At 68.6% G+C, this 26,670-nt stretch carries 22 protein-coding genes; 9 read left to right on the plus strand and 13 right to left on the minus strand.

Annotated features, from left to right (window positions below; translation table 11 throughout):
* Positions 1-27 precede the first annotated feature (27 nt).
* From gyrB to dnaA, 6 genes are all read right to left on the minus strand, one after another.
* Positions 28-2,103 (minus strand): DNA topoisomerase (ATP-hydrolyzing) subunit B, encoded by a 2,076-nt coding sequence (gyrB, locus tag ABZV77_RS25350; RefSeq protein WP_356261020.1) that lies wholly within the window; start codon positions 2,101-2,103, stop codon positions 28-30.
* A 265-nt stretch (positions 2,104-2,368) separates the two neighbouring features.
* On the minus strand, positions 2,369-2,947 hold the full coding sequence (locus ABZV77_RS25355; protein ID WP_356261023.1) for a DciA family protein: 579 nt from the start codon (positions 2,945-2,947) through the stop codon (positions 2,369-2,371).
* Positions 2,944-4,065 carry a DNA replication/repair protein RecF gene (recF, locus tag ABZV77_RS25360; RefSeq protein WP_356261026.1) on the minus strand — a complete coding sequence of 374 codons (1,122 nt, stop codon included), beginning with the start codon at positions 4,063-4,065 and terminating at the stop codon, positions 2,944-2,946. Before recF ends, ABZV77_RS25355 begins: the two co-directional genes overlap by 4 nt.
* Positions 4,066-4,146: 81 nt before the next feature.
* Complete coding sequence (gene gnd, locus ABZV77_RS25365) at positions 4,147-5,031, minus strand: phosphogluconate dehydrogenase (NAD(+)-dependent, decarboxylating) (protein ID WP_356261028.1); 885 nt, start codon at positions 5,029-5,031, stop codon at positions 4,147-4,149.
* An 89-nt stretch (positions 5,032-5,120) separates the two neighbouring features.
* A complete protein-coding gene (gene dnaN, locus ABZV77_RS25370; protein WP_356261031.1) occupies positions 5,121-6,251 on the minus strand; it encodes a DNA polymerase III subunit beta in 1,131 nt (376 codons plus the stop codon).
* Between the two features lie 875 nt (positions 6,252-7,126).
* Positions 7,127-8,998: a chromosomal replication initiator protein DnaA gene (gene dnaA, locus ABZV77_RS25375; protein ID WP_356261034.1), complete on the minus strand. Its 1,872-nt coding sequence runs from the start codon at positions 8,996-8,998 to the stop codon at positions 7,127-7,129.
* A gap of 367 nt (positions 8,999-9,365) precedes the next feature.
* On the opposite strand from dnaA, the gene rpmH reads away from it, so the two are divergent.
* The 9 genes from rpmH (at position 9,366) to ABZV77_RS25420 (ending at position 16,331) form a co-directional block, all read left to right on the plus strand.
* Positions 9,366-9,503 (plus strand): 50S ribosomal protein L34, encoded by a 138-nt coding sequence (gene rpmH, locus ABZV77_RS25380; protein ID WP_006381191.1) that lies wholly within the window; start codon positions 9,366-9,368, stop codon positions 9,501-9,503.
* A 21-nt stretch (positions 9,504-9,524) separates the two neighbouring features.
* Positions 9,525-9,896: a ribonuclease P protein component gene (gene rnpA, locus ABZV77_RS25385; RefSeq protein WP_356261037.1), complete on the plus strand. Its 372-nt coding sequence runs from the start codon at positions 9,525-9,527 to the stop codon at positions 9,894-9,896.
* Positions 9,893-10,249, plus strand: coding sequence for a membrane protein insertion efficiency factor YidD (gene yidD, locus ABZV77_RS25390; RefSeq protein ID WP_356261040.1), 357 nt, complete (start codon positions 9,893-9,895; stop codon positions 10,247-10,249). The genes rnpA and yidD overlap by 4 nt, the downstream gene beginning before the upstream one ends.
* Before the next feature lie 3 nt (positions 10,250-10,252).
* On the plus strand, positions 10,253-11,581 hold the full coding sequence (gene yidC, locus ABZV77_RS25395; protein ID WP_356261043.1) for a membrane protein insertase YidC: 1,329 nt from the start codon (positions 10,253-10,255) through the stop codon (positions 11,579-11,581).
* Between the two features lie 14 nt (positions 11,582-11,595).
* Positions 11,596-12,111 (plus strand): R3H domain-containing nucleic acid-binding protein, encoded by a 516-nt coding sequence (locus ABZV77_RS25400; RefSeq protein ID WP_356261046.1) that lies wholly within the window; start codon positions 11,596-11,598, stop codon positions 12,109-12,111.
* 99 nt (positions 12,112-12,210) lie between these two features.
* On the plus strand, positions 12,211-12,918 hold the full coding sequence (gene rsmG / locus ABZV77_RS25405) for a 16S rRNA (guanine(527)-N(7))-methyltransferase RsmG (RefSeq protein ID WP_356261048.1): 708 nt from the start codon (positions 12,211-12,213) through the stop codon (positions 12,916-12,918).
* A gap of 299 nt (positions 12,919-13,217) precedes the next feature.
* Positions 13,218-14,294, plus strand: a complete 1,077-nt coding sequence (locus ABZV77_RS25410) for a ParA family protein (RefSeq protein ID WP_356261051.1) — start codon at positions 13,218-13,220, stop codon at positions 14,292-14,294.
* Positions 14,291-15,406 (plus strand): ParB/RepB/Spo0J family partition protein, encoded by a 1,116-nt coding sequence (locus ABZV77_RS25415; protein ID WP_356261054.1) that lies wholly within the window; start codon positions 14,291-14,293, stop codon positions 15,404-15,406. Before ABZV77_RS25410 ends, ABZV77_RS25415 begins: the two co-directional genes overlap by 4 nt.
* Before the next feature lie 307 nt (positions 15,407-15,713).
* Positions 15,714-16,331: a GNAT family N-acetyltransferase gene (locus ABZV77_RS25420; RefSeq protein ID WP_356261057.1), complete on the plus strand. Its 618-nt coding sequence runs from the start codon at positions 15,714-15,716 to the stop codon at positions 16,329-16,331.
* Positions 16,332-16,417: 86 nt separating this feature from the next.
* Here ABZV77_RS25420 and trxA read toward each other — a convergent pair whose 3' ends face one another.
* The 7 genes from trxA to ABZV77_RS25455 form a co-directional block, all read right to left on the minus strand.
* Positions 16,418-16,747, minus strand: a complete 330-nt coding sequence (gene trxA / locus ABZV77_RS25425; RefSeq protein ID WP_150217426.1) for a thioredoxin — start codon at positions 16,745-16,747, stop codon at positions 16,418-16,420.
* A gap of 42 nt (positions 16,748-16,789) precedes the next feature.
* The gene (gene trxB / locus ABZV77_RS25430) at positions 16,790-17,749 is read right to left on the minus strand and encodes a thioredoxin-disulfide reductase (RefSeq protein WP_356261061.1); all 960 of its coding nucleotides are present in this window, start codon (positions 17,747-17,749) and stop codon (positions 16,790-16,792) included.
* A 249-nt stretch (positions 17,750-17,998) separates the two neighbouring features.
* Positions 17,999-19,000, minus strand: coding sequence for a hypothetical protein (locus tag ABZV77_RS25435; RefSeq protein ID WP_356261064.1), 1,002 nt, complete (start codon positions 18,998-19,000; stop codon positions 17,999-18,001).
* A complete protein-coding gene (sigM, locus tag ABZV77_RS25440) occupies positions 18,997-19,728 on the minus strand; it encodes an RNA polymerase sigma factor SigM (RefSeq protein ID WP_356261066.1) in 732 nt (243 codons plus the stop codon). Before sigM ends, ABZV77_RS25435 begins: the two co-directional genes overlap by 4 nt.
* Before the next feature lie 42 nt (positions 19,729-19,770).
* Entirely contained in the window at positions 19,771-21,483 is a 1,713-nt protein-coding gene (locus tag ABZV77_RS25445; RefSeq protein WP_356261069.1) for a protein kinase family protein, read from the minus strand.
* 118 nt (positions 21,484-21,601) lie between these two features.
* The gene (gene murJ / locus ABZV77_RS25450; RefSeq protein WP_356261072.1) at positions 21,602-24,115 is read right to left on the minus strand and encodes a murein biosynthesis integral membrane protein MurJ; all 2,514 of its coding nucleotides are present in this window, start codon (positions 24,113-24,115) and stop codon (positions 21,602-21,604) included.
* A gap of 46 nt (positions 24,116-24,161) precedes the next feature.
* Entirely contained in the window at positions 24,162-26,570 is a 2,409-nt protein-coding gene (locus ABZV77_RS25455) for a DUF6049 family protein (RefSeq protein ID WP_356261075.1), read from the minus strand.
* Between the last annotated feature and the right edge of the window lie 100 nt (positions 26,571-26,670).

The raw sequence follows: 26,670 nt of genomic DNA on the forward strand, positions 1-26,670 counted from the left end.
TTCGAGGTGCGGCTTGTACGGGCCGACTCAGATGTCGAGGAAGCGAACGTCCTTGGCATTGCGCTGAATGAACGAGCGCCGTGCCTCGACGTCCTCTCCCATCAGCACCGAGAAGAGGTCATCGGCCTGCGCCGCGTCGTCCAGGGTGACCTGGCCGAGCACGCGGTGTTCCTGGTCCATCGTCGTGACGCGCAGCTCCTCGGCGTTCATCTCGCCGAGACCCTTGAAGCGCTGGACCGAGTCGTCCTTGATGCGCTTTCCGGCCTGACGGCCGAGCTCCACCAGGGCGTCGCGCTCGCGGTCCGAGTACGCGTACTGGAAGTCGTCCCGCGTCCACTTGATCTTGTACAGCGGCGGGCGCGACAGGTAGACGTGCCCGGCCTCGACCAGCGGCCGCATGAAGCGGAACAGGAACGTCAGGAGCAGCGTGTTGATGTGCTGACCGTCGACGTCGGCGTCCGCCATCAGGATGATCTTGTGATAGCGGAGCTTCTCGATGTCGAAGTCCTCGTGCACACCCGTGCCGAAGGCCGAGATCAGCGCCTGGACTTCCTGGTTGTGCAGGATCTTGTCGACGCGCGCCTTCTCGACGTTCAGGATCTTGCCTCGGATGGGCAGGATCGCCTGGTACATCGGGTCACGGCCGGACTTCGCCGAACCACCGGCGGAGTCACCCTCGACGATGAAGATCTCGCACTTCGTCGGGTCGCTCGACTGGCAGTCGGAGAGCTTGCCCGGCAGGGACGCCGTCTCCAGGAGGCCCTTGCGGCGGGTCAGGTCGCGCGCCTTGCGGGCGGCGACACGGGCCGTGGCGGCCTGGATGCCCTTGCGGATGATGTCCGCGGCCTCGTTGGGGTTCCGGTCGAACCAGTCCGTGAGGTGCTCGTGCACGACCTTCTGGACGAAGGTCTTCGCCTCCGTGTTGCCCAGCTTGGTCTTGGTCTGGCCCTCGAACTGGGGCTCGCCCAGCTTCACCGAGATGATCGCGGTCAGACCCTCGCGGATGTCCTCACCCGTGAGGTTGTCGTCCTTCTCGCGGAGCAGCTTCTTGTCGCGCGCGTAGCGGTTGACCAGGCCCGTCAGCGCGGCCCTGAAGCCCTCTTCGTGCGTACCGCCCTCGTGCGTGTGGATGGTGTTCGCGAAGGAGTACACACCCTCGGTGTACTGCGAGTTCCACTGCATCGCGATCTCGGCCGAGAGCATGCGCTCCTTGTCCTCGGCCTCGACGTCGATGACGGTCGGGTGAATGACCTCGCCCTTGCGGGAGTTGAGGTACTTCACGAAGTCGACGATGCCGCCTTCGTAGTGGTACGTCACCGTGCGGGCCTCGGGGGCCGCGTCGTCGGTCGCCTCGGCCGAGTCCGCACCCGCCGTCGCCTTCGCCGACTCGCGCTCATCAGTGAGTTTGATCGTCAAACCCTTGTTGAGGAACGCCATCTCCTGGAAGCGCCGTGCCAGCGTCTCGAAGGAGTAGACCGTGGTCTCGAAGATTTCGGCGTCGGCCCAGAAGGTCACCGAGGTGCCGGTCTCCTGGGTGGCTTCGTGCCGCTCCAGGGGCGCGGTCGGGGCGCCGCTCTTGTAGTCCTGCGTCCAGCGGTAGCCGTCGGTCCTGATCTCGACCGAGAGCTTGGTGGAGAGCGCGTTCACCACGGAGACACCGACGCCGTGCAGACCACCGGAGACCGCGTAGCCGCCGCCGCCGAACTTGCCGCCCGCGTGCAGCACGGTGAGCACGACCTCGACGGCCGGCTTCTTCTCCACGGGGTGCATGCCGACCGGGATGCCTCGGCCGTTGTCGATCACGCGCACGCCGCCGTCGGCGAGGACCGTGACGTCGATCGTGTCCGCGTACCCGGCCAGGGCCTCGTCGACGGAGTTGTCGACGACCTCCTGCACCAAGTGGTGCAGGCCACGCTCACCGGTCGAGCCGATGTACATGCCAGGTCGCTTGCGGACCGCGTCCAGACCCTCGAGGACGGTGATTGCGCTGGCGTCGTACGCCGTGGCTGAGGCCTCGGCGGTTCCTGCCAGGGCCTCGTTGGACGGAAGGTTCTCGTTGGGGTTGCCGGAATCGGCCACGAAGCGCCCTTTCTGGCACAGCACAAGCCAAGCACCCGGCGGTGGCCGGAGCGGCTGCGTCGTTCAGCGATAGTCAGCGTTGCTCGGTGCGTCCCACAAGTGGGGCGGGATTAGCTTCCAGTCTACCGGTAGCGCCGACAGTGATGGGGGTTTGCCGGTACCTGAGTCCGCATGTGCCGTCCTGAACCGGCCTCGACCGACTCCCCATATGCGGCCCGGGGCTCTAAGAGGCTCACAGCGGCACTCAGCGCTTCGAGGTGTCAACCACGAGCTACCGCCGCGGACCGCCTCAGCCGTAGGTGTCCCCGGGGCCCGTGCTGCCCGGTGCGCGCAAGGGTCCGAAGCGGCGCGCGGGACCACCGGGGCCGAGGACTTTGAGGAGACGTACGGTGCCGTGGCCCAGGTCCTCGTTGAGGCGTGCGACCAGCTGTGGGGCCATGAGGCGCAGCTGGGTGGCCCAGGCCGTGGAGTCGCACTGCACGGTCAGGACGCGCTCGTCCTCGTCGTACCGCTGGGGGACGCAGTGGTTGGCCAGATCGTCGCCGACGATCTGCGGCCAGCGCCCCATCACACCGCCCACCGCGGCGGGCGTCTCCCAGCCGCGCTCGGTGATCAGGCGGTTGATCGCGGAGCCGAGCGTCAGCGGGTCGCGTCCGTCGGCGCGCGCGCCGGACCGCAGACCTCCGCGCCGGGCCTGCTTCTTCTGCTGGGCGGCATCGCCACGCGCGCGTGCCTGTTCCTTCGCGGCCCGCAGGGCGACCCTGGCGAGGTCGACGCCGGAGGGCTCGGGGGTCTTGGGAGCGGGCGTGTTCGGGGTGCCCGCGGATCCGTCCGCGGAGGCGCCCTCGGCAGGCTCTCCGGGGCTCATACGCGGTCCACCGCGCCGTCCGCCACCTTGTACCGCGTGCCGGTGAGCACGCCCGGCACGTCGTCGTCCACCGCGGCGGTGACGAGCACCTGCTCGCCGGGGGCCACCAGCTCCGCGAGCCGCTCCCTGCGGCGGGCGTCCAGCTCCGCGAAGACGTCGTCGAGGACGAGCACCGGCTCGTTGCCCTCGGCCCTGAGCAGGTCGTACGAGGCGAGGCGCAGCGCCAGGGCGTACGACCAGGACTCGCCGTGGCTCGCGTAACCCTTCGCGGGGAGCTGGCCCAGCTTGAGCACCAGGTCGTCACGGTGCGGGCCGACCAGGGTGACGCCCCGCTCGATCTCCTGCTTGCGGGCCTCTTCGAGGGCGGTGGTCAGCTGTTCGTAGAGGTCCTCGCGCGTGTGCCCGTCGCCGGGCGCCGACGGCTTGTACTCCAGCGTGATCGGTCCGCCGCCGGGTGCCAGCTGTTCGTACGCCTTGTCGGCCAGCGGCTGCAGCGCCGAGATCAGGTCGAGCCGCTGGGCGAGCAGCTCGGCCCCCACGCGCGCGAGGTGCTGGTCCCAGACGTCGAGCGTGGACAGGTCCATGGAGCGACCGCCGTGGCGCCGGGCGAGGGCGGCCGACTTCAGGAGGGTGTTGCGCTGCTTCAGGACCCGGTCGTAGTCGGAGCGGACGCCGGCCATGCGCGGGGAGCGCGCCGTGATCAGCTCGTCGAGGAAGCGGCGCCGCTCACCGGGGTCGCCCTTGATCAGCGCGAGGTCCTCGGGCGCGAACAGGACCGTACGGACGATCCCCAGTACGTCACGGGGCCTGACCTGGGAGGACCTGTTGATGCGGGCGCGGTTGGCCTTGCCGGGATTGAGCTCGAGCTCGACCAGCTGCTGGCGCTCGCCCTGGCGCACCTGGGCCCTGATGACGGCGCGCTCGGCGCCCATGCGCACCAGTGGGGCGTCCGACGAGACCCGGTGGCTGCCGAGCGTGGCGAGGTAGCCGACGGCTTCGACGAGGTTGGTCTTGCCCTGTCCGTTCGGGCCCACGAACGCGGTGACGCCCGGGTCGAGAGGCACCTCGACCCGGGCGTACGAGCGGAAGTCGGCCAGCGACAGATGCGTGACGTGCATGGTGTGCGCCGACCTCCCCCGGCCTACTTCTCTTGCTGCGAGGCCTGTGCACAACGGCTGGGGTTGCACACAGGCTGTGGATCAGTTCGCGCTCTTGGACTCCACGGCGTGGCCACCGAACTGGTTGCGCAGCGCGGCGATCATCTTCATCTGCGGGGAGTCGTCCTGGCGCGAGGCGAACCGCGCGAAGAGCGAGGCCGTGATCGCGGGCAGCGGCACGGCGTTGTCGATGGCGGCCTCGACCGTCCACCGGCCCTCTCCGGAGTCCTGCGCGAAGCCGCGCAGCTTCTCCAGGTGCTCGTCGTCGTCCAGGGCGTTGACCGCGAGGTCGAGCAGCCAGGAACGGATGACCGTGCCCTCCTGCCAGGAGCGGAAGACCTCACGGACGTCCGTGACCGAGTCGACCTTCTCCAGGAGCTCCCAGCCCTCGGCGTAGGCCTGCATCATCGCGTACTCGATGCCGTTGTGGACCATCTTCGCGAAGTGGCCGGCGCCGACCTTGCCCGCGTGGACCGAGCCGAAGTCGCCCTCGGGCTTCAGCGCGTCGAAGATGGGCTGCACCTTGGCGACGTCGTCCTTGTCGCCGCCGTACATCAGCGCATAGCCGTTCTGCAGGCCCCAGACGCCGCCGGAGACGCCGCAGTCGACGAAGCCGATGCCCTTGGCCTTCAGCTCCTCGGCGTGCTTCTCGTCGTCCGTCCAGCGGGAGTTGCCGCCGTCCACGACGATGTCGCCGGGCTGCAGCAGCTCGCCCAGCTCGTCGATGGTGGCCTGGGTCGCGGCCCCCGCCGGGACCATCACCCACACCACGCGCGGGCCCTTGAGCTTGCCCACGAGCGCTTCGAGGCTGGGGACGTCCGCGAGGTCCGGGTTGCGGTCGTATCCGATGACGGTGTGACCTGCGCGGCGGATGCGCTCGCGCATGTTGCCGCCCATCTTGCCGAGGCCGACGAGACCGAGCTCCATCAGAGGTTCCTTCACTAGCGAGGTGGCGTTACGGCACTTTCGTACCTGCGTCCGAGCCTACGCCCGGACGCACGCACACACCTGTGGGCTCAGCCGCTCAGACGTACGGGCATGATCAGGTACTTGTAGGCCTCGTCCGCCTCGGCGTCCAGGGCCGGCCTGCCGCTCAGCAGAGCGGGCTTCGTCGACGTCGTGAACGACAACTGGGCGACCGGCGAATCGATCGCGCTGAGGCCGTCGAGCAGGAACGTCGGGTTGAAGGCGATCGAGACGTCGTCGCCGTCGAGCTGGGCGTCGACCCTCTCCACAGCCTGTGCGTCGTCGCTGGAGCCCGCCTCCAGGATCAGCACGCCCTGCTCGAAGCTGAGCCGGACCGGAGTGTTCCGCTCGGCCACCAGGGCCACGCGCTTCACGGCCTCGACGAACGGGGCGGTCTCGATGACCGCGATCGAGTTGAACTCCGTGGGGAAGAGCGTCTTGTACTTCGGCAGGTCGCCCTCGAGCAGACGCGTCGTCGTACGTCGACCGGCACCCTCGAAACCGATCAGGCCCTCGCCCGCACCGGAGCCGGAGAGCGCCAGGGTGACCGTGTCGCCGCTCGTGAGCGCCTTGGCGGTGTCCAGGAGCGTCTTGGCGGGCACCAGGGCCACCGCGGACGCCTCGGGGTTCTCCGGCTTCCACAGGAACTCGCGGACCGCGAAGCGGTAGCGGTCGGTGGAGGCCAGCGTGACCGTGTCGCCCTCGATCTCGATGCGCACACCGGTGAGCACGGGCAGCGTGTCGTCGCGGCCCGCGGCGATGGCCACCTGGGCGGCGGCGGAGGCGAAGACCTCACCGGGAACGGTGCCCGTGGCGGTCGGCATCTGCGGCAGCGCCGGGTACTCCTCCACAGGAAGCGTGTGGAGTGTGAATCGCGAGGAGCCGCAGACCACCGTCGCCCGTACACCGTCTGTGGAGATCTCCACCGGGCGGTTGGGGAGGGCGCGGCAGATGTCCGCGAGCAGTCGGCCCGATACGAGGACCGTGCCTTCTTCGTCGATCTCCGCGTCCACCGAGACGCGTGCCGAGACCTCGTAGTCGAAGCTCGACAGGCTCAGTGCGCCTTCCTCGGCCTTCAGCAGCAGGCCCGCGAGGACAGGCGCCGGGGGCCGGGCCGGGAGGCTGCGCGCAGCCCAGGCCACCGCCTCCGCGAGTACGTCGCGTTCAACCCGGATCTTCACCTAAGCCGCCTCCTGCTGTTGCTGGCTGCTTTCGCCCGCTGGGCCTGTGGCCCTCGTCGTCTGACTCGGTGTCTCTCAGCCATGCCGTGGGAAGGACACCGGGGACCAGTCTGACGCACCGCACTGACAGTCGGTGCCTGTCGGGGTCAAGTCGTGCCGAGCGGTGTCGGAGCTCCGGAGCGAGAGTTGTGCACAGCCCCAACTTCGAAACCATTTCCCTGGTCTCTCTAGTTGGGAGTAGTAGTAGGGGCTGTGGAAACCGTGGATAACCGCGAAAGCGCAGGTCAGGCCCGGTTTTTTATCCACTGACCCTGTGGGTGGAGCCGGTGGACAACCGGGTGTTTCTGTGGACGGGCGAAAGTTCTGCACACCCGATGCACAGGCAGGGGCGACTTCTCCCCAGCGCTGTCCCCAGCTTTACCCAGCTTCCCCACAGGCCAACCGACCACCTTGGTGTGACGCCTTTCACTCGACCCAGTGAGAGGGCGCGTTGCGTTGCCGAACAGTGGACAGCCGTGTGGAGAAGCTGGAGAAAGCTGGGGACAACGAGCCGCAGCCTGTGGGCCGCCGGTGGACAACTTCATGCACAGCCTGTGGACGAGATTTTTCTCCACAGCCTGTGGACAGTCTTCGTCCACGAATCCACAGTCACCTGACCTGGCCTGATGATCTCTCAGCAGCCTCCCCTGTGGACAGTGTCTGGACAACTTCCCAGTCCCCAGGGTGTGGAAGGGAAAAAGTCGCCCAATCTGTGGAGAACAGGCGCCTGAGCAGGGGAAATCGAACAGCGGCGAACCGCACGCACGCGTGCCGACACGAAAAAAGCGCCCCAGGAGGAGTCCTGGGGCGCCTTCAACGACGTTCTGCGGAGGCTGTCAGCCGTTCTTGATGCGGTTGGTGAGCTCGGTTACCTGGTTGTAGATGGAGCGACGCTCCGCCATCAGCGCGCGGATCTTGCGGTCCGCATGCATGACGGTCGTGTGGTCGCGGCCGCCGAACTGCGCGCCGATCTTCGGCAGGGAGAGGTCGGTCAGCTCCCTGCACAGGTACATGGCGATCTGCCGGGCCGTCACCAGCACCCGGCTGCGCGAGGATCCGCACAGATCGTCCACCGTGAGGCCGAAGTAGTCGGCGGTGGCCGCCATGATGGCCGGCGCGGTGATCTCCGGAGACGCGTCCTCACCGCCCGGGATCAGGTCCTTGAGGACGATCTCGGTGAGTCCCAGGTCCACAGGCTGTCGATTGAGCGAGGCGAAGGCGGTGACCCGGATCAGCGCGCCCTCCAGCTCACGGATGTTCCGCGAGATGCGCGACGCGATGAACTCGAGCACCTCCGGGGGAGCGTTGAGCTGCTCCTGCACCGCCTTCTTACGAAGGATGGCGATACGCGTCTCCAGCTCGGGCGGCTGGACGTCGGTGATCAGTCCCCACTCGAAGCGGTTGCGCAGCCGGTCCTCCAGCGTGACCAGCTGCTTGGGCGGCCGGTCACTGGAGAGCACGATCTGCTTGTTCGCGTTGTGGAGCGTGTTGAAGGTGTGGAAGAACTCCTCCTGCGTCGACTCCTTGTCCGCGAGGAACTGGATGTCGTCGACGAGCAGGATGTCCATCTCGCGGTACCGCTTGCGGAAGCTGTCGCCCTTGCCGTCGCGGATGGAGTTGATGAACTCGTTGGTGAATTCCTCCGAGCTCACGTACCGCACGCGCGTGCCGGGGTAGAGGCTTCGGGCGTAGTGCCCGATCGCGTGCAGCAGGTGCGTCTTGCCGAGACCCGACTCTCCGTAGATGAAGAGCGGGTTGTACGCCTTCGCGGGCGCCTCGGCGACAGCGACCGCGGCCGCGTGGGCGAAACGGTTCGACGCGCCGATGACGAAGGTGTCGAAGAGGTACTTCGGGTTGAGGCGCGCGGTGGGCTCACCCGGGCCCGTAGCGGGCGCCGGCTGCGCGGCCAGCGGGCCGGGAGCGCCGCTCGACGAGGTGGGGCCCACCGGTCCGCCCCTGTGCACTCCGTGGCCGCCGTGTCCGACGCCCCTGGGACCACCGTGCTGATCGGACATGTCATGACGCTCGCGCCGGTCCTGCGGCTCGGAGCGCTGCTGCTCGTACGGCGAGCGCTCCTGCGGCGGCTGCGAGCGGTAGTCGTGCTGCGGCTGCTGGACCGGGTTCGCGTACGGGTCGCGGTCGGGGAAGCCGAGCCGCTGCTGCTGCCAGCCGTAGTCGTCCTGGGGCTGCGGCCAGGCGCCGGGGGCCGGGCGCTGGTAGTCCGGGTAGGCGGGGCGTGCGGTCGGCATCTGGCCGGGCCGGGAGCCGTCCTGGTGGTCGTCCGAGGAGCGGCGCCCATAGCTGTCGTACGCGTCGCGCCCCTGACCGGAGCCGGGCGGCAGCTCGGGCTCGTCGTAGCGGTGCTGGTGGGGCGGCTGCTGCGGAGCGGGCTGCTGCTGCATCGGAGGCGCAGGCGGGCCCGCGGGTTCGCCCACGGAGTCGTCGACCGTGATGGCGATGCGGATCGGGCGGCCGCACTCGCGGCTCAGGGACTCGCTGACCACCGGCGCGAGACGGCCTTCCAGTACGCCCTTGGCGAACTCGTTCGGAACGGCCAGCAGCGCGGTGTCCGCGACGAGCGCCAGGGGCTGGCAGCTCCGGAGCCACCGCTCGTCCTTCGCCTCGACACCCTGCCCGCGGCCCTCACCCAGCAGATGTTCCAGAACTCGTGGCCACACTGCGGCAAGATCGGCAGGTACGTCAGCCACAGGGCACGCTCTCTCACGGGGTCCCACGAACGTGTGGTTCATGGGACGGAATTCGGTATGGGGTGAAGGAAGGGAACGAATCGGAGTCCAGTCACGGTAGTCAGGGCGACGGGTGCGGTTCAAGTTGTTGTCCACAGGCTGTGCACAGTGTCTCTCCATGACGGCCGGTTTGACCGGATGGCGTAGCCCCGCGTACCGTGACCAGGTCGAGTTGTCGATGGCTGCTGCCGCCTGCCTCCGATGGGCAAAGATCACGATCTGTGATTGTGAAGCGGTGCACTCGGTGCGTATTCGCGAGCTTCTCGTGGGCGCACGGTGACAGCCAGGCGATGTCCCGCCACCAACGAATCATTTCTGGAGCCCCCGAGTGAGCAAGCGCACCTTCCAGCCGAACAACCGTCGTCGCGCCAAGACCCATGGCTTCCGCCTGCGGATGCGCACCCGTGCCGGCCGCGCGATTCTCGCGAACCGTCGTGGCAAGGGTCGCGCCAGCCTGTCCGCCTGATCTCAGTCAGGTCATGACGTCGTGCTGCCTACCGAGCATCGGCTGAGGCGGCGCGAAGACTTCGCGACCGCGGTACGCCGAGGACGCCGGGCCGGGCGCCCGCTTCTCGTCGTCCATCTACGTAGCGGTGCAACGGACCCGCACGTGCCTGGGGAGAGCTCTCCCCCGACACGTGCGGGTTTCGTCGTCAGCAAGGCCGTGGGTGGAGCAGTCATACGCAACGCCGTGAAGCGCAGACTCCGTCACCTCATGCGCGACCGGCTGGCCCTGGTGCCCCCCGGTAGCCTGGTAGTAGTACGAGCGCTGCCCGGAGCGGGCGACGCCGACCATGCACAGCTGGCCCGAGACCTGGACGCCGCCTTGCAGCGGTTGCTGGGAGGGGGCGCGCGATGAAGTACCCGCTGCTGGCTCTGATCAAGCTCTACCAGTGGACGATCAGTCCACTCCTGGGCCCAGTGTGCAAGTACTACCCGTCGTGTTCCCGATACGGCTACCTGGCCATCGACCGGCACGGTGCGATCAAGGGAACGGCGCTCACGGCCTGGCGCATCCTGCGGTGCAATCCGTGGTCGCTCGGTGGTGTCGACCATGTTCCGCCGCGCAAGCGTCCGCGGTGGCACGAGATGCTGCGCGCTTCCTGGCGCGAACGCAAGGGCGGGCCCTCCGCCGCAGGCGAGCCGACCGGGGATCTTCCCCCGGGCACGGCCGCCGAGACCGAGACCCCGTCCCATGCTCAAGGAGCCTGATTAGTGGACACGATTGCCAGTCTCTTCAGCTTTATCACGACACCAGTTTCGTGGGTCATCGTCCAGTTCCACTCGGTGTACGGGAAGATCTTCGGTCCCGACACGGGCTGGGCCTGGGGCCTGTCCATCGTGTCCCTGGTGATCCTCATCCGGATCTGTCTGATCCCGCTCTTCGTGAAGCAGATCAAGGCGACTCGGGCGATGCAGACGCTGCAGCCCGAGATGAAGAAGATCCAGGAGCGCTACAAGAGCGACAAGCAGCGCCAGTCCGAAGAGATGATGAAGCTGTACAAGGAGTCGGGTACCAACCCGCTCTCCTCGTGCCTTCCCATCCTGGCGCAGTCGCCGTTCTTCTTTGCTCTGTACCACGTGCTGAACGGCATCGCGACGGGCAAGACGATCGGTGTCATCGACGATCAGCTCCTGGAGAGCGCGCGTAAGGCGCACATCGTCGGTGCCCCGCTGGCCGCGAAGTTCACCGACGGTGCCGACAAGGTCGCTTCCCTCGGCGCCACCCTGACGGACGTCCGGGTCGTCACCGCGGTCATGATCGTCCTGATGTCGGCCTCGCAGTTCTTCACGCAGCGCCAGCTGATGACGAAGAACGTGGATACCACGGTCAAGACGCCCTTCATGCAGCAGCAGAAGATGCTGATGTACGTCTTCCCGGTCATGTTCGCCGTCTTCGGTATCAACTTCCCCGTCGGTGTCCTCGTCTACTGGCTGACCACCAACGTGTGGACCATGGGCCAGCAGATGTTCGTGATCCGCAGGAACCCGACTCCGGGCTCCAAGGCCCAGGCCGCGTTCCTGGAGCGCCTGCAGAAGCAGATCACGCACCACAAGAAGGTGAGCGGGCGCGGCAACACGAACGTCATCAAGGCGATCGTCGCCAAGGGCCGGGACCGCAACGAGTTCGAGCGGAAGTTCATCAACGGCCTGACCAAGGCGGGCCTCGCGGCCCAGACCGACGGCACCGTGACCGAGAGCGACACCACCGTCCTCACCGAGACCGAGGACGGCACCCCGGCAGGCGGCCCCAAGCGCCAGCAGCCCAAGCGCCAGAGCAAGGCCAAGCGTCAGTCCGGCACCGCGCAGGGAGCGACTGGTGCCGCCCAGGGCGACGCCGACGACACCACGGCGGACGGGCCCTCCGACGCGAAGCCCTCGCTGGAGAAGACCGCGGCCGAGCCCGAGGACGACTCCCCCAAGACCAAGCAGGCCGGCGGCAACAAGCAGGGCAACCAGCCCAGCTCCGGTCAGCGCAGCCGAGCGAAGTCGGGACAGCGCAAGGGCCAGCAGCGGCCCAAGCACCCGTCCTCCAAGAAGTAGAAGGAGCCCATCCAGTGACGGAAGGCACCACCACCTCCGCCGCAGCTGAGGCCGGCGACACCCTGACCCGCCTCGAGCAGGAGGGGGAGATCGCAGCGGACTACCTCGAGGGTCTGCTCGACATCGCCGACCTCGACGGCGACATCGACATGGACGTCGAGGCCGACCGTGCCGCTGTCTCGATCATCAGCGACAGCGGCGGCAGCGATCTGCAGAAGCTGGTCGGCCGCGACGGCGAGGTCCTGGAGGCGCTCCAGGAGCTCACGCGCCTGGCCGTGCACCGCGAGACCGGTGACCGCAGCCGCTTGATGCTGGACATCGCGGGCTACCGCGCCAAGAAGCGCGAGGAGCTCTCGGAGCTGGGCGCCAAGGCCGCGGCCGAGGTGAAGAGCTCCGGTGAACCGGCCAAGCTCAAGCCGATGACGCCGTTCGAGCGCAAGGTCGTGCACGACGCGGTCAAGGCCGCCGGTCTGCGCAGCGAGTCCGAGGGCGAGGAGCCGCAGCGCTTCGTCGTCGTGCTCCCTGCCTGATCGGCACAGCGTCAACCGGCCCCGTCTGTTCGCAGGCGGGGCCGATCTTTGTCAGCCTGATAGACAGCCACCCCAGTGCGGTACGGAAGGACGGTCCCCGTGACGGAGGCAGCGGAGCTCCCCCCGGCGCCGGAAGAGGCCCGAACGGTATTCGGTGATCGCTTCTCGGACGCGGTCCGGTACGCGGAACTGCTGGCCGACGCGGGAGTCCAGCGAGGCCTGATCGGCCCTCGCGAAGTGCCGCGGCTGTGGGAGCGGCATCTGCTGAACTGCGCCGTGCTGTCCGAGGTCGTGCCCGAGAACGTCACGGTGTGCGATGTCGGCTCCGGTGCCGGGCTGCCGGGTATCCCGCTGGCGCTGGTCCGCCCGGACCTGAAGATCACGCTCCTGGAGCCGCTGCTGCGGCGCACGAACTTCCTCACCGAGGTCGTGGAGCTGCTCGGCCTCGACCATGTGACGGTCGTGCGGGGTCGTGCCGAGGAAGTCCTCGGCAAGCTGCCGCCCGTTCATGTGGTGACTGCTCGCGCCGTCGCACCACTGGACCGCCTGGCGGCCTGGGGCGTCCCGCTGCTCCGCCCGTACGGAGAGATGCTGCTCCTCAAGGGAGACACCGCCGAGGAAGAGGTGAAGGCGGCAGGCGCCTCCCTGAGCAAGCTCGGTGCGGTGGACACGTCCGTGCTGCACGTCGGTGAGGGTGTGGTGGACCCGCTGTCCACGGTCGTGCGTGTCGAGGTCGGGGAGAGCCCTGGCGGTGTGCGCTTCGCGGCGAAGCGGGCCAAGGCCGCTCGCGCACGTCGCCGCCGCTGAGCCGCGCGATCCGCCGACGCTGATCCGCCCTCACTCATCCGTCCTGACGACGAGCCGTACTCCACAAAAGCAGTCAAACGTACCCATACCGGGGTGTCGCACCAGCGGCACCCCGGCTGCCGTGCATCGTGTTTCACGTGAAACGTCGCTCACTGCTGCATGGCATCATCAGTCGCGGCCGCGCTGCGGAACCCCGCGACCGCCGACCACTCGGTTCCCTCGATAAGGGCACGGAGTTGTCCACAGAGGTGGATTCGTCCACAGAAGCCCGGGCCTCGCTGGTTCACGACCCTCAAAGCATGGGAGGCTCTGTTCATTGCGAGCCTGATGTCGAGGAGAGTGAATCCTTGCGGTCCGACGCCAACATCGCGGGACCGATGACCGATCCGGTCCCCGGTCCCCGTACCGAGTCGGCGGGGGAGGATGTTTCACGTGAAACACCGACCCCGATGGACGACACACCCATCGGTCGTGCTGCCCAACTGGCGGTGGAAGCGCTCGGCCGCGCAGGCGAGGGTCTGCCTCGCCCCGAGCAGACCCGCGTCATGGTGGTCGCCAACCAGAAGGGTGGAGTGGGCAAGACGACGACGACCGTCAATCTCGCCGCTTCACTCGCGCTGCACGGCGCCCGCGTCCTGGTGATCGACCTCGACCCACAGGGCAACGCCTCCACCGCTCTCGGTATCGACCACCACGCCGAAGTCCCGTCCATCTACGACGTGCTGGTCGAGAGTAAGCCGCTCTCCGACGTGGTCCAGCCGGTCGTCGACGTCGAAGGTCTCTTCTGCGCCCCGGCCACCATCGATCTCGCCGGTGCGGAGATCGAGCTCGTGTCACTCGTGGCACGGGAGAGCCGACTGCAGCGAGCGATCCAGGCGTACGAGCAGCCGCTGGACTACATCCTCATCGACTGTCCGCCGTCGCTGGGCCTCCTGACGGTCAATGCGTTGGTGGCCGGTGCGGAGGTGCTGATCCCCATCCAGTGCGAGTACTACGCACTGGAAGGACTCGGACAGCTCCTGCGCAACGTCGATCTGGTGCGGGGCCACCTCAACCCGAACCTGCATGTGTCGACGATCCTTCTCACCATGTACGACGGCAGGACCAGGCTCGCCTCGCAGGTCGCGGACGAGGTGCGCAACCACTTCGGCGACGAGGTCCTGCGCACGAGCATTCCGCGGTCGGTCCGCATCTCCGAAGCCCCGAGCTACGGACAGACGGTCCTCACCTACGACCCGGGATCGAGCGGCGCCCTCTCCTACTTCGAAGCGGCACGTGAGATCGCGCTGCGAGGGGTCGGAGTGCACTACGACGTCCAGCACGCCCACATGGGCGCTCAGAACGACCAGCACAGCATGACGGAGGGGATGCAGTGAGCGAGCGACGCAGAGGACTGGGTCGAGGCCTCGGTGCCTTGATCCCTGCAGCCCCGACGGAGAAGCAGCCCTCGCAGAGCGTGGGAGGAGGCTCGACCTCTCCCTCAGCAGTGCCGGTGCTGACCGCCGAGCGAGGCGTGGCCGCCGCGAAGGTGACGGCGCTCCCGCAGAGCCCTGTTTCACATGAAACGGTGGAGCCGCCCCAGCAGGCCGTGGAGGCTCCGGAGAGCCAGACCGTGGCCGGCGCGTACTTCGCCGAGCTGCCGCTCGACGTCATCACGCCGAACCCGCAGCAGCCACGTGTGGTGTTCGACGAGGACGCCCTCGCCGAGCTGGTGACCTCCATCAAGGAGGTCGGCCTTCTCCAGCCGGTCGTCGTGCGGCAGCTGGGTCCCGCACGCTACGAGCTCATCATGGGCGAGCGGCGTTGGCGGGCCTGCCGCGAGGCGGGGCTTGAGCGTATTCCCGCCATCGTGCGGGCCACGGACGACGAGAAGCTCCTCCTGGACGCGCTTCTCGAGAACCTGCATCGTGCTCAGCTGAATCCCCTGGAAGAGGCCGCGGCCTACGACCAGTTGCTCAAGGACTTCAACTGCACGCACGACCAGCTGGCGGACCGCATCGGCCGGTCCCGCCCGCAGGTCTCCAACACGCTGCGACTGCTGAAGCTCTCGCCTGCAGTGCAGCGCAGGGTCGCCGCCGGAGTTCTCTCCGCCGGTCACGCCCGGGCGCTGCTCTCCGTCGATGACTCGGAGGAGCAGGACCGGCTTGCGCACCGGATCGTGGCCGAGGGCCTCTCGGTGCGTGCTGTCGAAGAGATCGTGACCCTCATGGGTTCGCGGCCCCAGAGTGCCCCGAAGGCCAAGGGGCCGCGTGCCGGCGCCCGGCTCTCGCCCGCTCTGAGCACGCTGGCGACCCGGCTCTCGGACCGGTTCGAGACGCGGGTCAGGGTGGATCTGGGCCAGAAGAAGGGGAAGATCGTCGTTGACTTCGCCTCTCTGGAAGACCTGGAGCGCATCCTCAGCACGCTGGCTCCGGGAGAGGGACCGGTCCTGAAGAACGGGCTGGCCGAAGACACCTCGGACGACGCCTCCGAGGACGGCAAGGCCTGATTCGCACAGGTCAGCACCGCGAGAGCGGGTCGTGTCCGGTCTGTACCGGAACACGGCCCGCTCTTTGCTTTCCTACGGTATCGATGCAATCTCATCGTGGATACGATGCGTTCAGGTATGGCGCATCCACCTGACGGCACCTCATTGGGGAGGCGGGGGCCATGCGAACGATGAGCCGCACCGGACTGATGACCGCGGGCCTCGGGCTGGGAGCGGTCGGCGGCTTCGTCGGCAGCCTGCTCAGGGAACGCAGCGCGCTGACAGCCGCCCGCAGCGCGGCGGCCGACGGAAGTGAGGAACCGCCTTCATGGGGCGTCGGCTCGTACCGCTCACACTGGACAATCTCCCGGACCTCCCCACGCCTTGCCGGGCATGTGTCTTCTGGGAGCTGGACCCGGTCAGCGGCCAGGCCGCGGTAAAGGCCGGAACTCCTGAGCTGGAGAAGGAGGCGTGGATCTCCGCCGTCCTGCTGGAGTGGGGGTCCTGCGGCCGTGTCGTCTACGTGGACGACGTTCCGGTGGGCTTCGTGCTCTACGCCCCTCCGGCGTATGTTCCGCGCTCCACGGCCTTTCCCACGAGCCCCGTGTCACCGGATGCGGTCCAGCTGATGACGGCCTGGATCATGCCGGGCTACCAGGGGCAGGGGCTCGGCCGGGTGATCGTCCAGACGGTCGCGAAGGATCTGCTGCGCAGAAACTTCAAGGCGATCGAGGCCTTCGGAGACGCGAAGTGGGCGAAGCCCGCGTGTGTGCTGCCCGCGGAGCATCTCCTTGCGGTGGGCTTCAAGACGGTCCGCCCGCACCCTGCCTATCCGCGGCTGAGGCTGGAACTGCGTACGACGCTCTCCTGGAAGGAAGATGTTGAGCTGGCGCTCGACCGCCTGCTGGGAGCGGTGCAGAAGGAACCGGCGCTCCGGCCGTTGTGAGTCGAGAAGCAGACTCCTGAACGGCGAATGGACCAGCCCCCGCGGGGACTGGTCCATTCGTGTTTCACGTGAAACATCGCCACTGATTACTCGGCGATGAAGTCCGCCAGGTCCTTCTCGATGGCAGCCTTCGGCTTGGCGCCGACGATGGTCTTGGCGACCTCGCCACCCTGGTAGACGTTCAGGGTCGGGATCGACATGACGCCGTACTTCGCGGCGGTGCCGGGGTTCTCGTCGATGTTGAGCTTGACGACCTGGATCTTGTCGCCGTGCTCCTTCGCGATCGCCTCGAGGGAGGGAGCGATCTGGCGGCACGGGCCGCACCAGGCAGCCCAGAAGTCCACCAGTACGGGCTTGTCGCTCTTGAGGACGACCTCCTCGAAGGAGTCGTCGGTCACGTTCTGAAGGTCGGCCACGGGAGGGCTCCTTTAACTCGGTGGTGCGGTGGGGAAGAGGTGTCAGACGGTGACGGCCGCCGTCTCGCTGTCCGTGAGGGCAGCGAGGAAGCGCTCGGCGTCGAGAGCGGCGGAGCAGCCGGTACCGGCCGCCGTGATCGCCTGGCGGTACGTGTGGTCGACGACGTCGCCGGCGCCGAAGACACCAGTCAGGTTCGTCCGGGTCGAGGGCGCGTCGACCTTCAGGTAGCCCTCGTCGTCGAGCTCCAGCTGCCCCTTGAAGAGCTCCGTGCGCGGGTCGTGGCCGATCGCGATGAACAGACCCGTCACCGGCAGCTCGGACGTCTCGCCCGTCTTGAGGTTGCGCAGCGCCAGACCGGAGAGCTTCTGCTCGCCCTTGATCTCGGCGATCTCGCTGTCCCAGATGAACTTGATCTTCGGGTCGGCGAAGGCGCGCTCCTGCATCGCCTTGGAGGCGCGCAGGCTGTCGCGACGGTGCACGATGGTCACGGACTTGGCGAAGCGCGAGAGGAAGGTGGCCTCCTCCATCGCGGTGTCGCCGCCGCCGATCACGGCGATGTCCTGGTCCTTGAAGAAGAAGCCGTCGCAGGTGGCGCACCAGGAGACACCGCGTCCGGAGAGGGCGTCCTCGTTCGGCAGGCCGAGCTTGCGGTGCTGGGAGCCGGTCGTGACGATGACGGCCTTGGCGCGGTGCACGGTGCCCGCGGTGTCCGTCACGGTCTTGATCTCACCGCTGAGGTCGACGGTGACGATGTCGTCCGGCACGAGCTCGGCGCCGAAGCGCTCGGCCTGGGCGCGCATGTTGTCCATGAGGTCGGGGCCCATGACACCGTCCTGGAAGCCCGGGAAGTTCTCCACCTCGGTGGTGTTCATCAGCGCACCGCCAGCGGTGACGGCGCCCTCGAACACCAGCGGCTTCAGCGACGCGCGCGCGGTGTAGAGCGCCGCCGTGTAGCCGGCGGGCCCGGAGCCGATGATGATCACGTTACGGACGTCGGTCACGGCTTGATTCCTCGTCTCTGGGGACTGCTGCGTACTGCTGGTGGGTGCCTGTCTCATGGCTCTCACCCCACCCAACGGATCCTACGGGGCATGCATTCCCCTCAGTGTCCGAGCACACGGAAGCGTTTCGGGGTGAGGAGTGCCATGCGCCACAAGACCGCTGGCCGCAGCGTTGAGTGTCCGTGGACCGGCACGGGAAAAAGCCCGAGGAAAGAGCCCCGGAAAGAGTCTCGGGCAGAGACCGAGGCGTCAGCTCTGCGGGTAGGCGTGCGTCATGAGGACCTTGCCTGCGGGCGGTGAGGACTTGCCCACACAGGCGGCGTCGACGACGTACGCGGACACCTTGGTGGTGTCGGAGTCGTGGGGCACCACGACGAGGTAGGCGCGCTTGCCCTCGTACGAACCCTCTTCGGCCGCGAGCGGAGTCCTGTCACCGATACCGCGCTGAATGCAGTCCGGTACCTCTACCTGGATCGCGGTCTTCGGAGAGTTCTTCTTGGGGGACTCCGGGCTGGAGCGGGTGTCGAAGGACGGCGTCGAGGCGTCCGTCTTCCCGCCGGTCTTGTTGGGGGCGTTCTTCTCGAGGAGATCGGCGACGCGGCCCTCGATCTTCTCTCCAGAGAACGAGCTCGCGGGGCTCCGCCCCGAGGCCGTTTCCGTCGTCCCTCCGGAATCGCCGCCCATGGTCTGGATCAACAGGGAGCCGAGACCGATCGCGGCTGCGGTGAAGACGGCGCCGAGCACCGCGGTGCGTCGGCGCGTGCCCCGCAGACGGCTTCCGCGGCCCGGGCCGGTGGCCGCACGGGCATGGCCCGCAGGCCGGTCGGCAGCCCCGGAGGAGGCAGGGGCGGACGTTGTTTCACGTGAAACACGCGCCGCCGCGGGCGAGGAGGAGGAAGGGGGAGAAGCCGAGACGGACGAAGAAGCGGGTGAAGACGAGGCGACGGACACGGGCTCGGATGCCTCGTCCTCCGCATGAAGGCCTTCGAGCGTGGTGGAATTCAGCAGCGCTTCGGCCGCCAGCGCCGCGTCGATGCGTCCGGCGACGTCGTCCGGCATGCGCGGGGGGCCGGGCAGTGTGCCGAGCATGCCGCGGATCTCCTCAAGGGAGGCGTAGACGTCGGCGCAGAGCTCACAGCCGTCCAGGTGCCGTCGCACGTCACCCGTGCGCGACGGGGAGAGCAGGCCCTCGGTCAGATCCGAGATTTCAGCGACGTCCGGGTGCCCGGCCGAGTCGGTCGTGTCTGTCACGCTCGCCCACCTCCGCCCTTCACGGCAGCTGAATCACTTGGTCCTGTATCCCGTGGCCTTGCTGCCGGTGGGACGGATGTCCCCTGCGTCCGGTTCCTTCCTGAGCGGGGTTTCCTGCTTCCCGCGTCGCCGCGGTCCCCGTCGCCCGGAGGCGGCTCCGTACGTAGATGGGTGAGGAGCGGCAGCAGTCTGGCTCTGCCGCGGGCGCAGCGGCTCTTCACCGTGCCGGTGGGTACGTCCAGGACGCGGGCGGCCTCGGCCACCGGATAGCCCTGCATGTCGACGAGGACGAGAGCGGCGCGCTGATCGTGCGGGAGGGTGCCCAGAGCCTCCACCAGCTCCCGGTGGAGGTCGCCCCGCTCGACGGGAGCGGCGGCCGACTCCTCCGGCTCCAGGAGCTGCTCGAGGCGCTCCGTGTCGTCGATGGGGGAGGTCTTGCGGGAGGCCGCCTTGCGCGCCCGGTCGAGGCAGGCGTTCACGGTGATCCGGTGCAGCCACGTCGTCACGGCGGACTGCCCGCGGAAGGTGTGTGCCGCGCGATAGGCGGAGACGAGGGCGTCCTGCACCGCGTCGGCCGCCTCCTCGCGGTCCCCGAGGGTGCGCAGCGCCACGGCCCAGAGCCGGTCGCGATGGCGCCGCACCAGCTCGCCGAAGGCGTCCGTGTCACCGGCGACATGGGCGGCGAGGAGGTCCTGATCGCTCATGTCACCGTGCGCGGTGCTGTCCACCGTCGAACCCCCTCCCCCAGTGAGCCGTGGCGGGCCGATTCCTCAGCCCTTGAGCTTCACGTCCGTGATCGCTTGCTTGAAACCAGCTCCGTAGTACCCGTCGACAGGCGAGTTAGGCACTTCGGTCATCCAGAGAAGCACGTACTGCGACTTCACGGGCTTCTTGGCCTTGATCTTCACGGTGGTGCCCGACGTGGTGCCGGTGCCGATCTTCTTCATGGACTCGATGCCCGCCGAAGGCGTCAGTGAGTCCGTGGCATACAGCGAGATTGTGGTCCGCTCGCCGCTGTACCGAACGGCGATCGACGCCTCGGAGACGTCCTGCGCCGAGCCGAGGTCGTAGACGATACCGACACCCGGCTTGAACGGGGCGAGCGCCGGCCCGGCCTTGAACGTCTTCGTGCGCCAGAGCGAGGAAGGGTTCTTGTCGTAGGTGTTGCCGACCTTCGACGAGTCCTGGGCATAGCCGTCGACGACGAACTCCTGGCCGTTCTCGATCTGGATCGGCTTCGCGGGCTTCGGCTGTCCCTTGTCGCCACCGTCGTTCGTGTGCGACGTACCGGAGTCCCCGGAGTTCTCCCGGTCCATCAGGGCATCCGCCAGCTGCCAGCTGCCGAGCCCCAGCGCGGCGATGAGCAGTGCGGAGACACCCCACTTGAGGACCCTGCCGGTGCGGCTCTGCAGCGGAGGCAGCGGGGTCGGCACGGGCTGGGTGGCTCCGGGATGGGCCGCAGGGCGGCCGTACGTGCCCTGCTGGTACGTCGTGCGCTGGTACTCGGGCGGTGCGGTGAACACCGGCTCCGGCGGGCGGATGCGGGGCATCTCACCGATCGCCTTCACCAGCTCCTCCGGCGTCGTGCACGGAGGGTCCTGGCGGGAAGCGGTCGCGCCGTCGTTGACGAGCGCGCGCATGGCGAGCTCCGACAGGCCGCGGTGGACGCCCGCACGCACCTGGTCGGGTGCGATGAGGCCGATGTCCTTGGGGAGCCCTGAGAGGCCGTACGCATCGTCCTCGTACGGCCAGCGCTGGGTCAGCGAGGCGTACAGGAGAGCGCCGATCGCCTCCGTGTCCGTGCGCTGCGGGGTCTCGGAGCTGATGCCGCGCAGTGCGGCGTTCACGGCGAGGCCGCGGATGCGGTACTGGCCCGTGGACGTACGCAGCACGGCGCCCGGCGTCAGGCGCAGGTGCGCGAGGCCCTCACGGTGGGCCGCTGCCATGGCCTGGGAGACCTGGCTGACCAGTTGGTAGGCGTCGTGGGCCTCGAGCGGGCTCGCGGCGAGGAGCGCGGTGAGCTCCGTGGCGTCCGGAAGCCACTCGTGGACGACGTAGACGAGGTCGTTCTCCTCGACGGCGTCCAGGACCTGCACGAAGCGCGGGTCGCCCAGCAGCGCCGAGGAACGGGCCGCAGCGAGGACCGAGCGGGCCCGCGGATGGTCGGCGGGCAGGAGATGCACGCCGACGGCACGGCGCAGCTTCTCGTCGACCGCACGCCAGCTACTGAAACCGTCCAGACGGGTGACGCACTCTTCGAGTCGATAGCGTCTGGCGAGCTTGTGGCCACTGTGCAGTTCTGGGGGTGAGGAGGCCCCGCGGCTCATGGGCTTGTCGGTCTCCGCCGCCTCTTCGTCTGCTGCCGTGTCCCGCTCCCGGGTCTGGGCCACCCCGTCGGCCGTGGCCTGCTCCGCCTTGGCGGTCAGCGGCTCGTCGCCACTGTTGTCTGCCACGTCGACGGCAGCCGTGCTCCGTTCTGCCACCGTCGTTCCTGCCTCCCCATCCATTGCGCTCCGTCAGACGCCAAAGCCAATTGTGCCCACAACCCGGCGCTATGCACGACACACGGTGGCCGACGATGGTTGTGCGGGTCCGCTCATCTCACCGGCCGAGACGGCCACGGACCATGCCGACCATGGAATTGAGCTCCGCAATCCGCATCTTTCGGGCGGCCACGAAGAAGACACCGAGAAGTGCGACGCCGCCGGCCACGAGCGCCACGAAGGAGCTGAGTGCGCCGGTGCCCATCGCCTGCAGAATGGCGAAGCCGATGCCGCCACCGACGATGGCCGCCGGGACCGAGGCGCCGAAGAGCCTGGTGTAGGTGCGTGCCACCTGGGCGCCGTCCAGATCGCCGCCCAGCCGCACGCGCAGCCGCCGCCAGGCGATACCGACGCCCACCGAGTAGGCGAGGCCGTAGGAGGCGGCCATGCCGACGACGGCCCACCGGGCGGGCAGGACGAAGAAGCACAGGGCCGAGGCCGCCGCGTTGACGGCCGCAACGATCACGGTGTTGTAGAACGGCGTGCGGGTGTCCTCGTACGCGTAGAAGCCGCGCAGGACGACGTACTGGACCGAGTACGGAATCAGGCCGAGGCCGAACGCCATCAGGGTGTAGCCGATGTTCTGCGCACCTGCGCCCGAGCCCGCGTACAGCAGCGTGGCCATGGGGACGCCGAGGGCGAGGAAGGCGAAGGCACACGGCACGATCGCCACGGCGGAGGTACGCAGGCCGTACGAGATGTCGTCCCGGACGGCAGCGGGGTCGTCGTCGTTCGCGGAGCGGGAGATGCGGGGCAGGACCGCGGTCATCACGGAGACCGTGATGATGGCCTGCGGCATCTGCCACAGCAGCAGTGCGTAGTTGTACGCGGTGATGCCGGTGCCCGGGTGGCCGTGGTCCTCGGCCGTCGCGCCGGCGCTGGTGGCCAGCTGGGTCACGACGATCATGCCGAGCTGGTTGGCGAGGACGAAGAAGAACGTCCACTTGGCGAGGCCCGCGGCCTTGCCGAGGCCCTGCCCACGCCAGTCGAACCGGAGCCGCAGCTTGAAGCCCGCCTCGCGCAGGTACGGCAGCATCGAGAGCGCCTGCACGGTCAGGCCGAGCAGGGTGCCGAGGCCGAGGAGCCGCACGCCGTCGGGCGTGATGCTGCCCGCGTTGACGCCGGAGTCGGTGAAGCTGCCGAAGGCCCAGATGAAGGCGCCGAACGTCGCGATGACCACGACGTTGTTGAGGACCGGGGTCCACATCATCGCGCCGAAGCGGCCGCGGGCGTTGAGGACCTGGCCGAGCACGACGTGCAGGCCCATGAAGAACATCGTGGGGATGCAGTACCGGGCGAAGGTGACCGCGACGTCCATCTTCGCGGGGTTGTCGGCGATCGTCGGCGACATCATGCGGATGAGCATGGGTGCCGCGACCACACAGATGACGGTGACGGCCGCGAGCAGGACCATCACGAGGGTCAGGAGCCGGTTGGCGTAGCCCTCGCCCTCGTCTTCGTCGTTCTTCATGGCCCGGACGAGCTGCGGGATGAAGACCGCGTTCAGGGCGCCGCCACCGACGAGGACGTAGATCATCGTCGGCAGGACGTTGGCGACCTGGTACGAGTCGTTGAGCGTGCCGACGCCGATCGCGGCGGCCATGACCAGGGTGCGCAGGAAGCCGGTGAGGCGGGAGACGATCGTCCCTGCCGCCATGAGCGCGCTCGACTTCAGCAGGCTGGACGCGCGGCCGCCGGACTTGGCGGCAGGCGCCGGTGCGGCCGGGGGCGCGGGGGCGGCGACCGGGGCGGCCGCGGGACCCGGGACGACCGGCTGCTCGACCGGCGGGTATCCGCCGTTGACGGGCTGCTGGTAGTCGTTGCTCTGGGGGTAGCCGTGGCCCTGGGGGTAGCCATTGCCGTTCCCCTGGGCGTAGCCGTCGTTCTCGGGATAGCCGCCCTGCTGGTACGCACCCTGCGGGTAGCCACCCTGCTGGTATCCGGCCTGTTGGGGGCCCGCCTGTTGGTATCCGGCCTGCTGGGGGCCCGCCTGCTGGTACCCGGCCTGCTGATGGCCGCCCTGCTGGTATCCCTCTTGCTGGTAGCCGTCCTGCGGGTAGGCGGCTTGCTGGTGGCCTGCCTGCTGGCCGCGGTAGCCGCCCGGCTGCTGGTCCCGGAAGAGGTGGGCGAACGCGTCGGGCTCGTGGTGCTCCTCACCGGCCTGGGTGACCAGGTCGTCGACGCCCACGAACTGGGTCGTGCGGGCGTCGTCGCCGTACGGGAGGTGGCGGGTCGGGCCCTCCGGCTCGGGAGCCGGGGTCTGCGCCCACATGCGCGGGTCGGGGGCGTGCTGCGAGGAGGGCGGCTGGGCGTAGAGCGGCGGCTGCTGCTGGTAGGTGCCGGGCGGCGGCGGAGGGTGCGCCGCGCGGTCGTAGAGCGCCTCGGTCACCGGGTCCTGGGCGGAGAGGTCCTGTGCCCGGTAGGGGTCCTGGTCGTAGGCGTCCTGGAGATACATGTCCGGCGCGGGCTGTGGGGGTACCTGCCCGTGCTCGGGGGAGCCGGGCGGCGGGCCCCCGGGCGAGGCGGAGCCGCCCGAGCCCTGGCCACGGTCACCGTCGTACGGCGCGTTCATGGTTACCCCACCTCATCGTCCCCGGGCCCACCGGCCACGACATCGCTCAACGGTCCACTCTCTCACCCGTGTCCGATGGGTCGGTGCTTTCCGGAGCGGTGTCCGGTGTCGGGTCACTCGGGTGCTCGGGGTCGTCCGTCCCGGGCTCACCGCCGGATTCGCCCTCGGGGCCGTTGTCCGGGCCTTCGTCCGCGCCCTGATCCGGCCCCTCGTCCGGTCCCTCCTGGGCGCGCTTTCGGGCCGCGCGCTTGCGCTGCGTGTACATCCGGAACCCGGCGAGGACGAGCAGCAGGAGTCCACCGGCGATGACCAGCATCACCGTGAGGGTGACCTCGGTGACGTTGACCTCGAAGCGCACGGCATTGCCGTAGGGCTCTCCGTCCTCCGTGTACAGCTGGGCGTACACCGGGACCGGACCGTTGGCGTTGGCCGTGGTGGTGAACTTCACGGACTGGGAGTGGCCGCCCGCGATCTTGATCGGCTTCTCTTCGAACTGCCCGTCGCCGATCTTCAGTCGGGTGGGGTTCCTGGAGGACAGGCGCAGGACCAGATGGTCGACGCCCTGGACCAGGTTGTTCTGGACCGAGACCGGGATGGTCGCGCTGCGCCCGGAGAGCTTCGCGTCGGACCTCTGGATCAGGGAAACCTGCCTGGTGAGGTCCTTCAGGTACGCCCAGACGCTGTCCCGATAGGCCTGCCCCTCCGCCGAGTGACCGCGCCAGGACGTCGCCATTTCACGGTCTATGGCCCTCCCGAAGGGGGTGACCACGCGGTCCTTCTCGGTGAGGATCACCTGGAAGCGGTTGAGCGAGTTCTGCGTGGCCTGGATGTTCTCGAAGGCCTTCCGCGGCAGCTCCTGCTTGCGCAGTGCGGCGGGGTAGGCGGCGGCCGAAGGCACCCGGGTGGTGGCCTGCGGGTCCGGCTTGGCCTTCGCCGCGGCGGCCAGGTCCTGCGGCTGCGACCACTTTCCGTCCGCGAGGGAGCTCAGCGCCTTCTCCATGGTCTGCGCCTGGCTCGCCGTGGGCATGCGCTGCGGAGCGACGACGATGCTCCGCCCCTTGTCGGGGTCCTGCAGGTTGATCATCAGGCTCTGGGCGAGGAACTCCTGGACGGCGAGCGTGGAGTTCTCCGCCTCGCTCATGTCCCCCTGGAAGGCCGTGGAGAGCCGTGCGTCGGTCACCACGGCGGTGGTGCCGCCACCGATGGGCCGGGCCGCGGTCGGTGAGTACTGCAGGCCGTTGGTCTCGCGCAGGCTGTCACTGCGGGTGATCACCGTGTGGGCGCCGGCGGAGGTGGCGACGTCGACGATCGACGGGTCGATCGCTCCCTCGGCGGGCCAGGCGAAGTCGGTGCTCGGCTTCACCTGGAGGATCGTCGTGACCGCCTTGTAGCCCGCGTCGGTGGCTTCCTTGAGGTGGCCGAGGGAGCCACCGACCGCTTTGCCGGTGTGCGCGAGGGAGGCCAGGTCGGGGTCGGCGAAGGGGAGCGCGACGATCTTCTTGTCCTTGACGGCGGCCTGGAGGTCGTTGAGCCACTGATTGGCGACCGTCTGCTGCCTGCCCGCCCGGGTGGTCTTTCCGTCCGGGTTGTCGATCCGGTAGCTCTTCGTCATCGCCTCGACCGAGGCGAGCAGGTCCGGATCGATGACCCACGTGACGTTCAGCCGGCTGCCGAGGGACAGGAGCTGTTCCAGACGTCCGCCAGGGGCCAGCTCGTCGGCGAGGTCGTCGTTCTTGAAGACGGGCGTCTGCTGGTCGTCGGACCCGGTCTTCGCCGTGAGGTGCGTGGCGGTGGTGAGCGGCCACAGGTACGTGGTCTTCGTCTTGGTGTCGGTGGCGTCGGGCTGCCAGGGCAGGAAGGTCCGCTCGATGCCCAGCACCTGGGGATAGGGCTGGGCGGCGCTCTGACCGGTGAGGGAGACCCCCAGCTGGTAGACGCCCCCGACGCCGAGGGACAGCGCCTTGACCGGCACGGAGATGCTGAAGTCCTGCCGTACGCCCGGTGCGAGCCGGGCGATCTTCTCGACGTACTTCCCGCCGACCTCCGTGCCGTCGGCTCCCGGCTGGAAGCCCGTGCGCTTGGCGGCGTTGTCGATCTCGCTGCGGCTGTTGAGGGGCGAGCCGACGCGGAGCCCGACCTGCGCCCCGGTCACCGTCTGCTTGCCGTTGTTGGTGACCGTGCCCGAGACGGTGAGCGTGTCACCCTCACCGGGAGCGGTGGGGGTGAGCGAGTCCAGGGAGACGTCGACGGTGCGGGATCCGGTGGCGTCGGCCTTCACGCGTGACTGCGCGGCCTCCGCCTTCGTGCTGGGCACTGTGGCGTGCGCCACAGTGCCCGCCGGTGCCTGCAGCAGTCCGGCCAGCAATGGGGTACCCACCAGCAGTGCTGCGGTGCGCCGCAGCCACCGGCTGGCAGGTGAGGGGCTCGTCCCCGGAAAGTCTGCCGCCTCGGCCACGCGTTCGCCCGTCCCTCGTCGTCAGTGGTCGTCGGTTGTGCGTCCACGCATGGTAACGATGCGCGCTGTGGCGAAGTGCCGCGGACTGCTCCACGTGATC

The organism is Streptomyces sp. NPDC004732 (assembly GCF_040609235.1).
Lineage (GTDB): Bacteria > Actinomycetota > Actinomycetes > Streptomycetales > Streptomycetaceae > Streptomyces.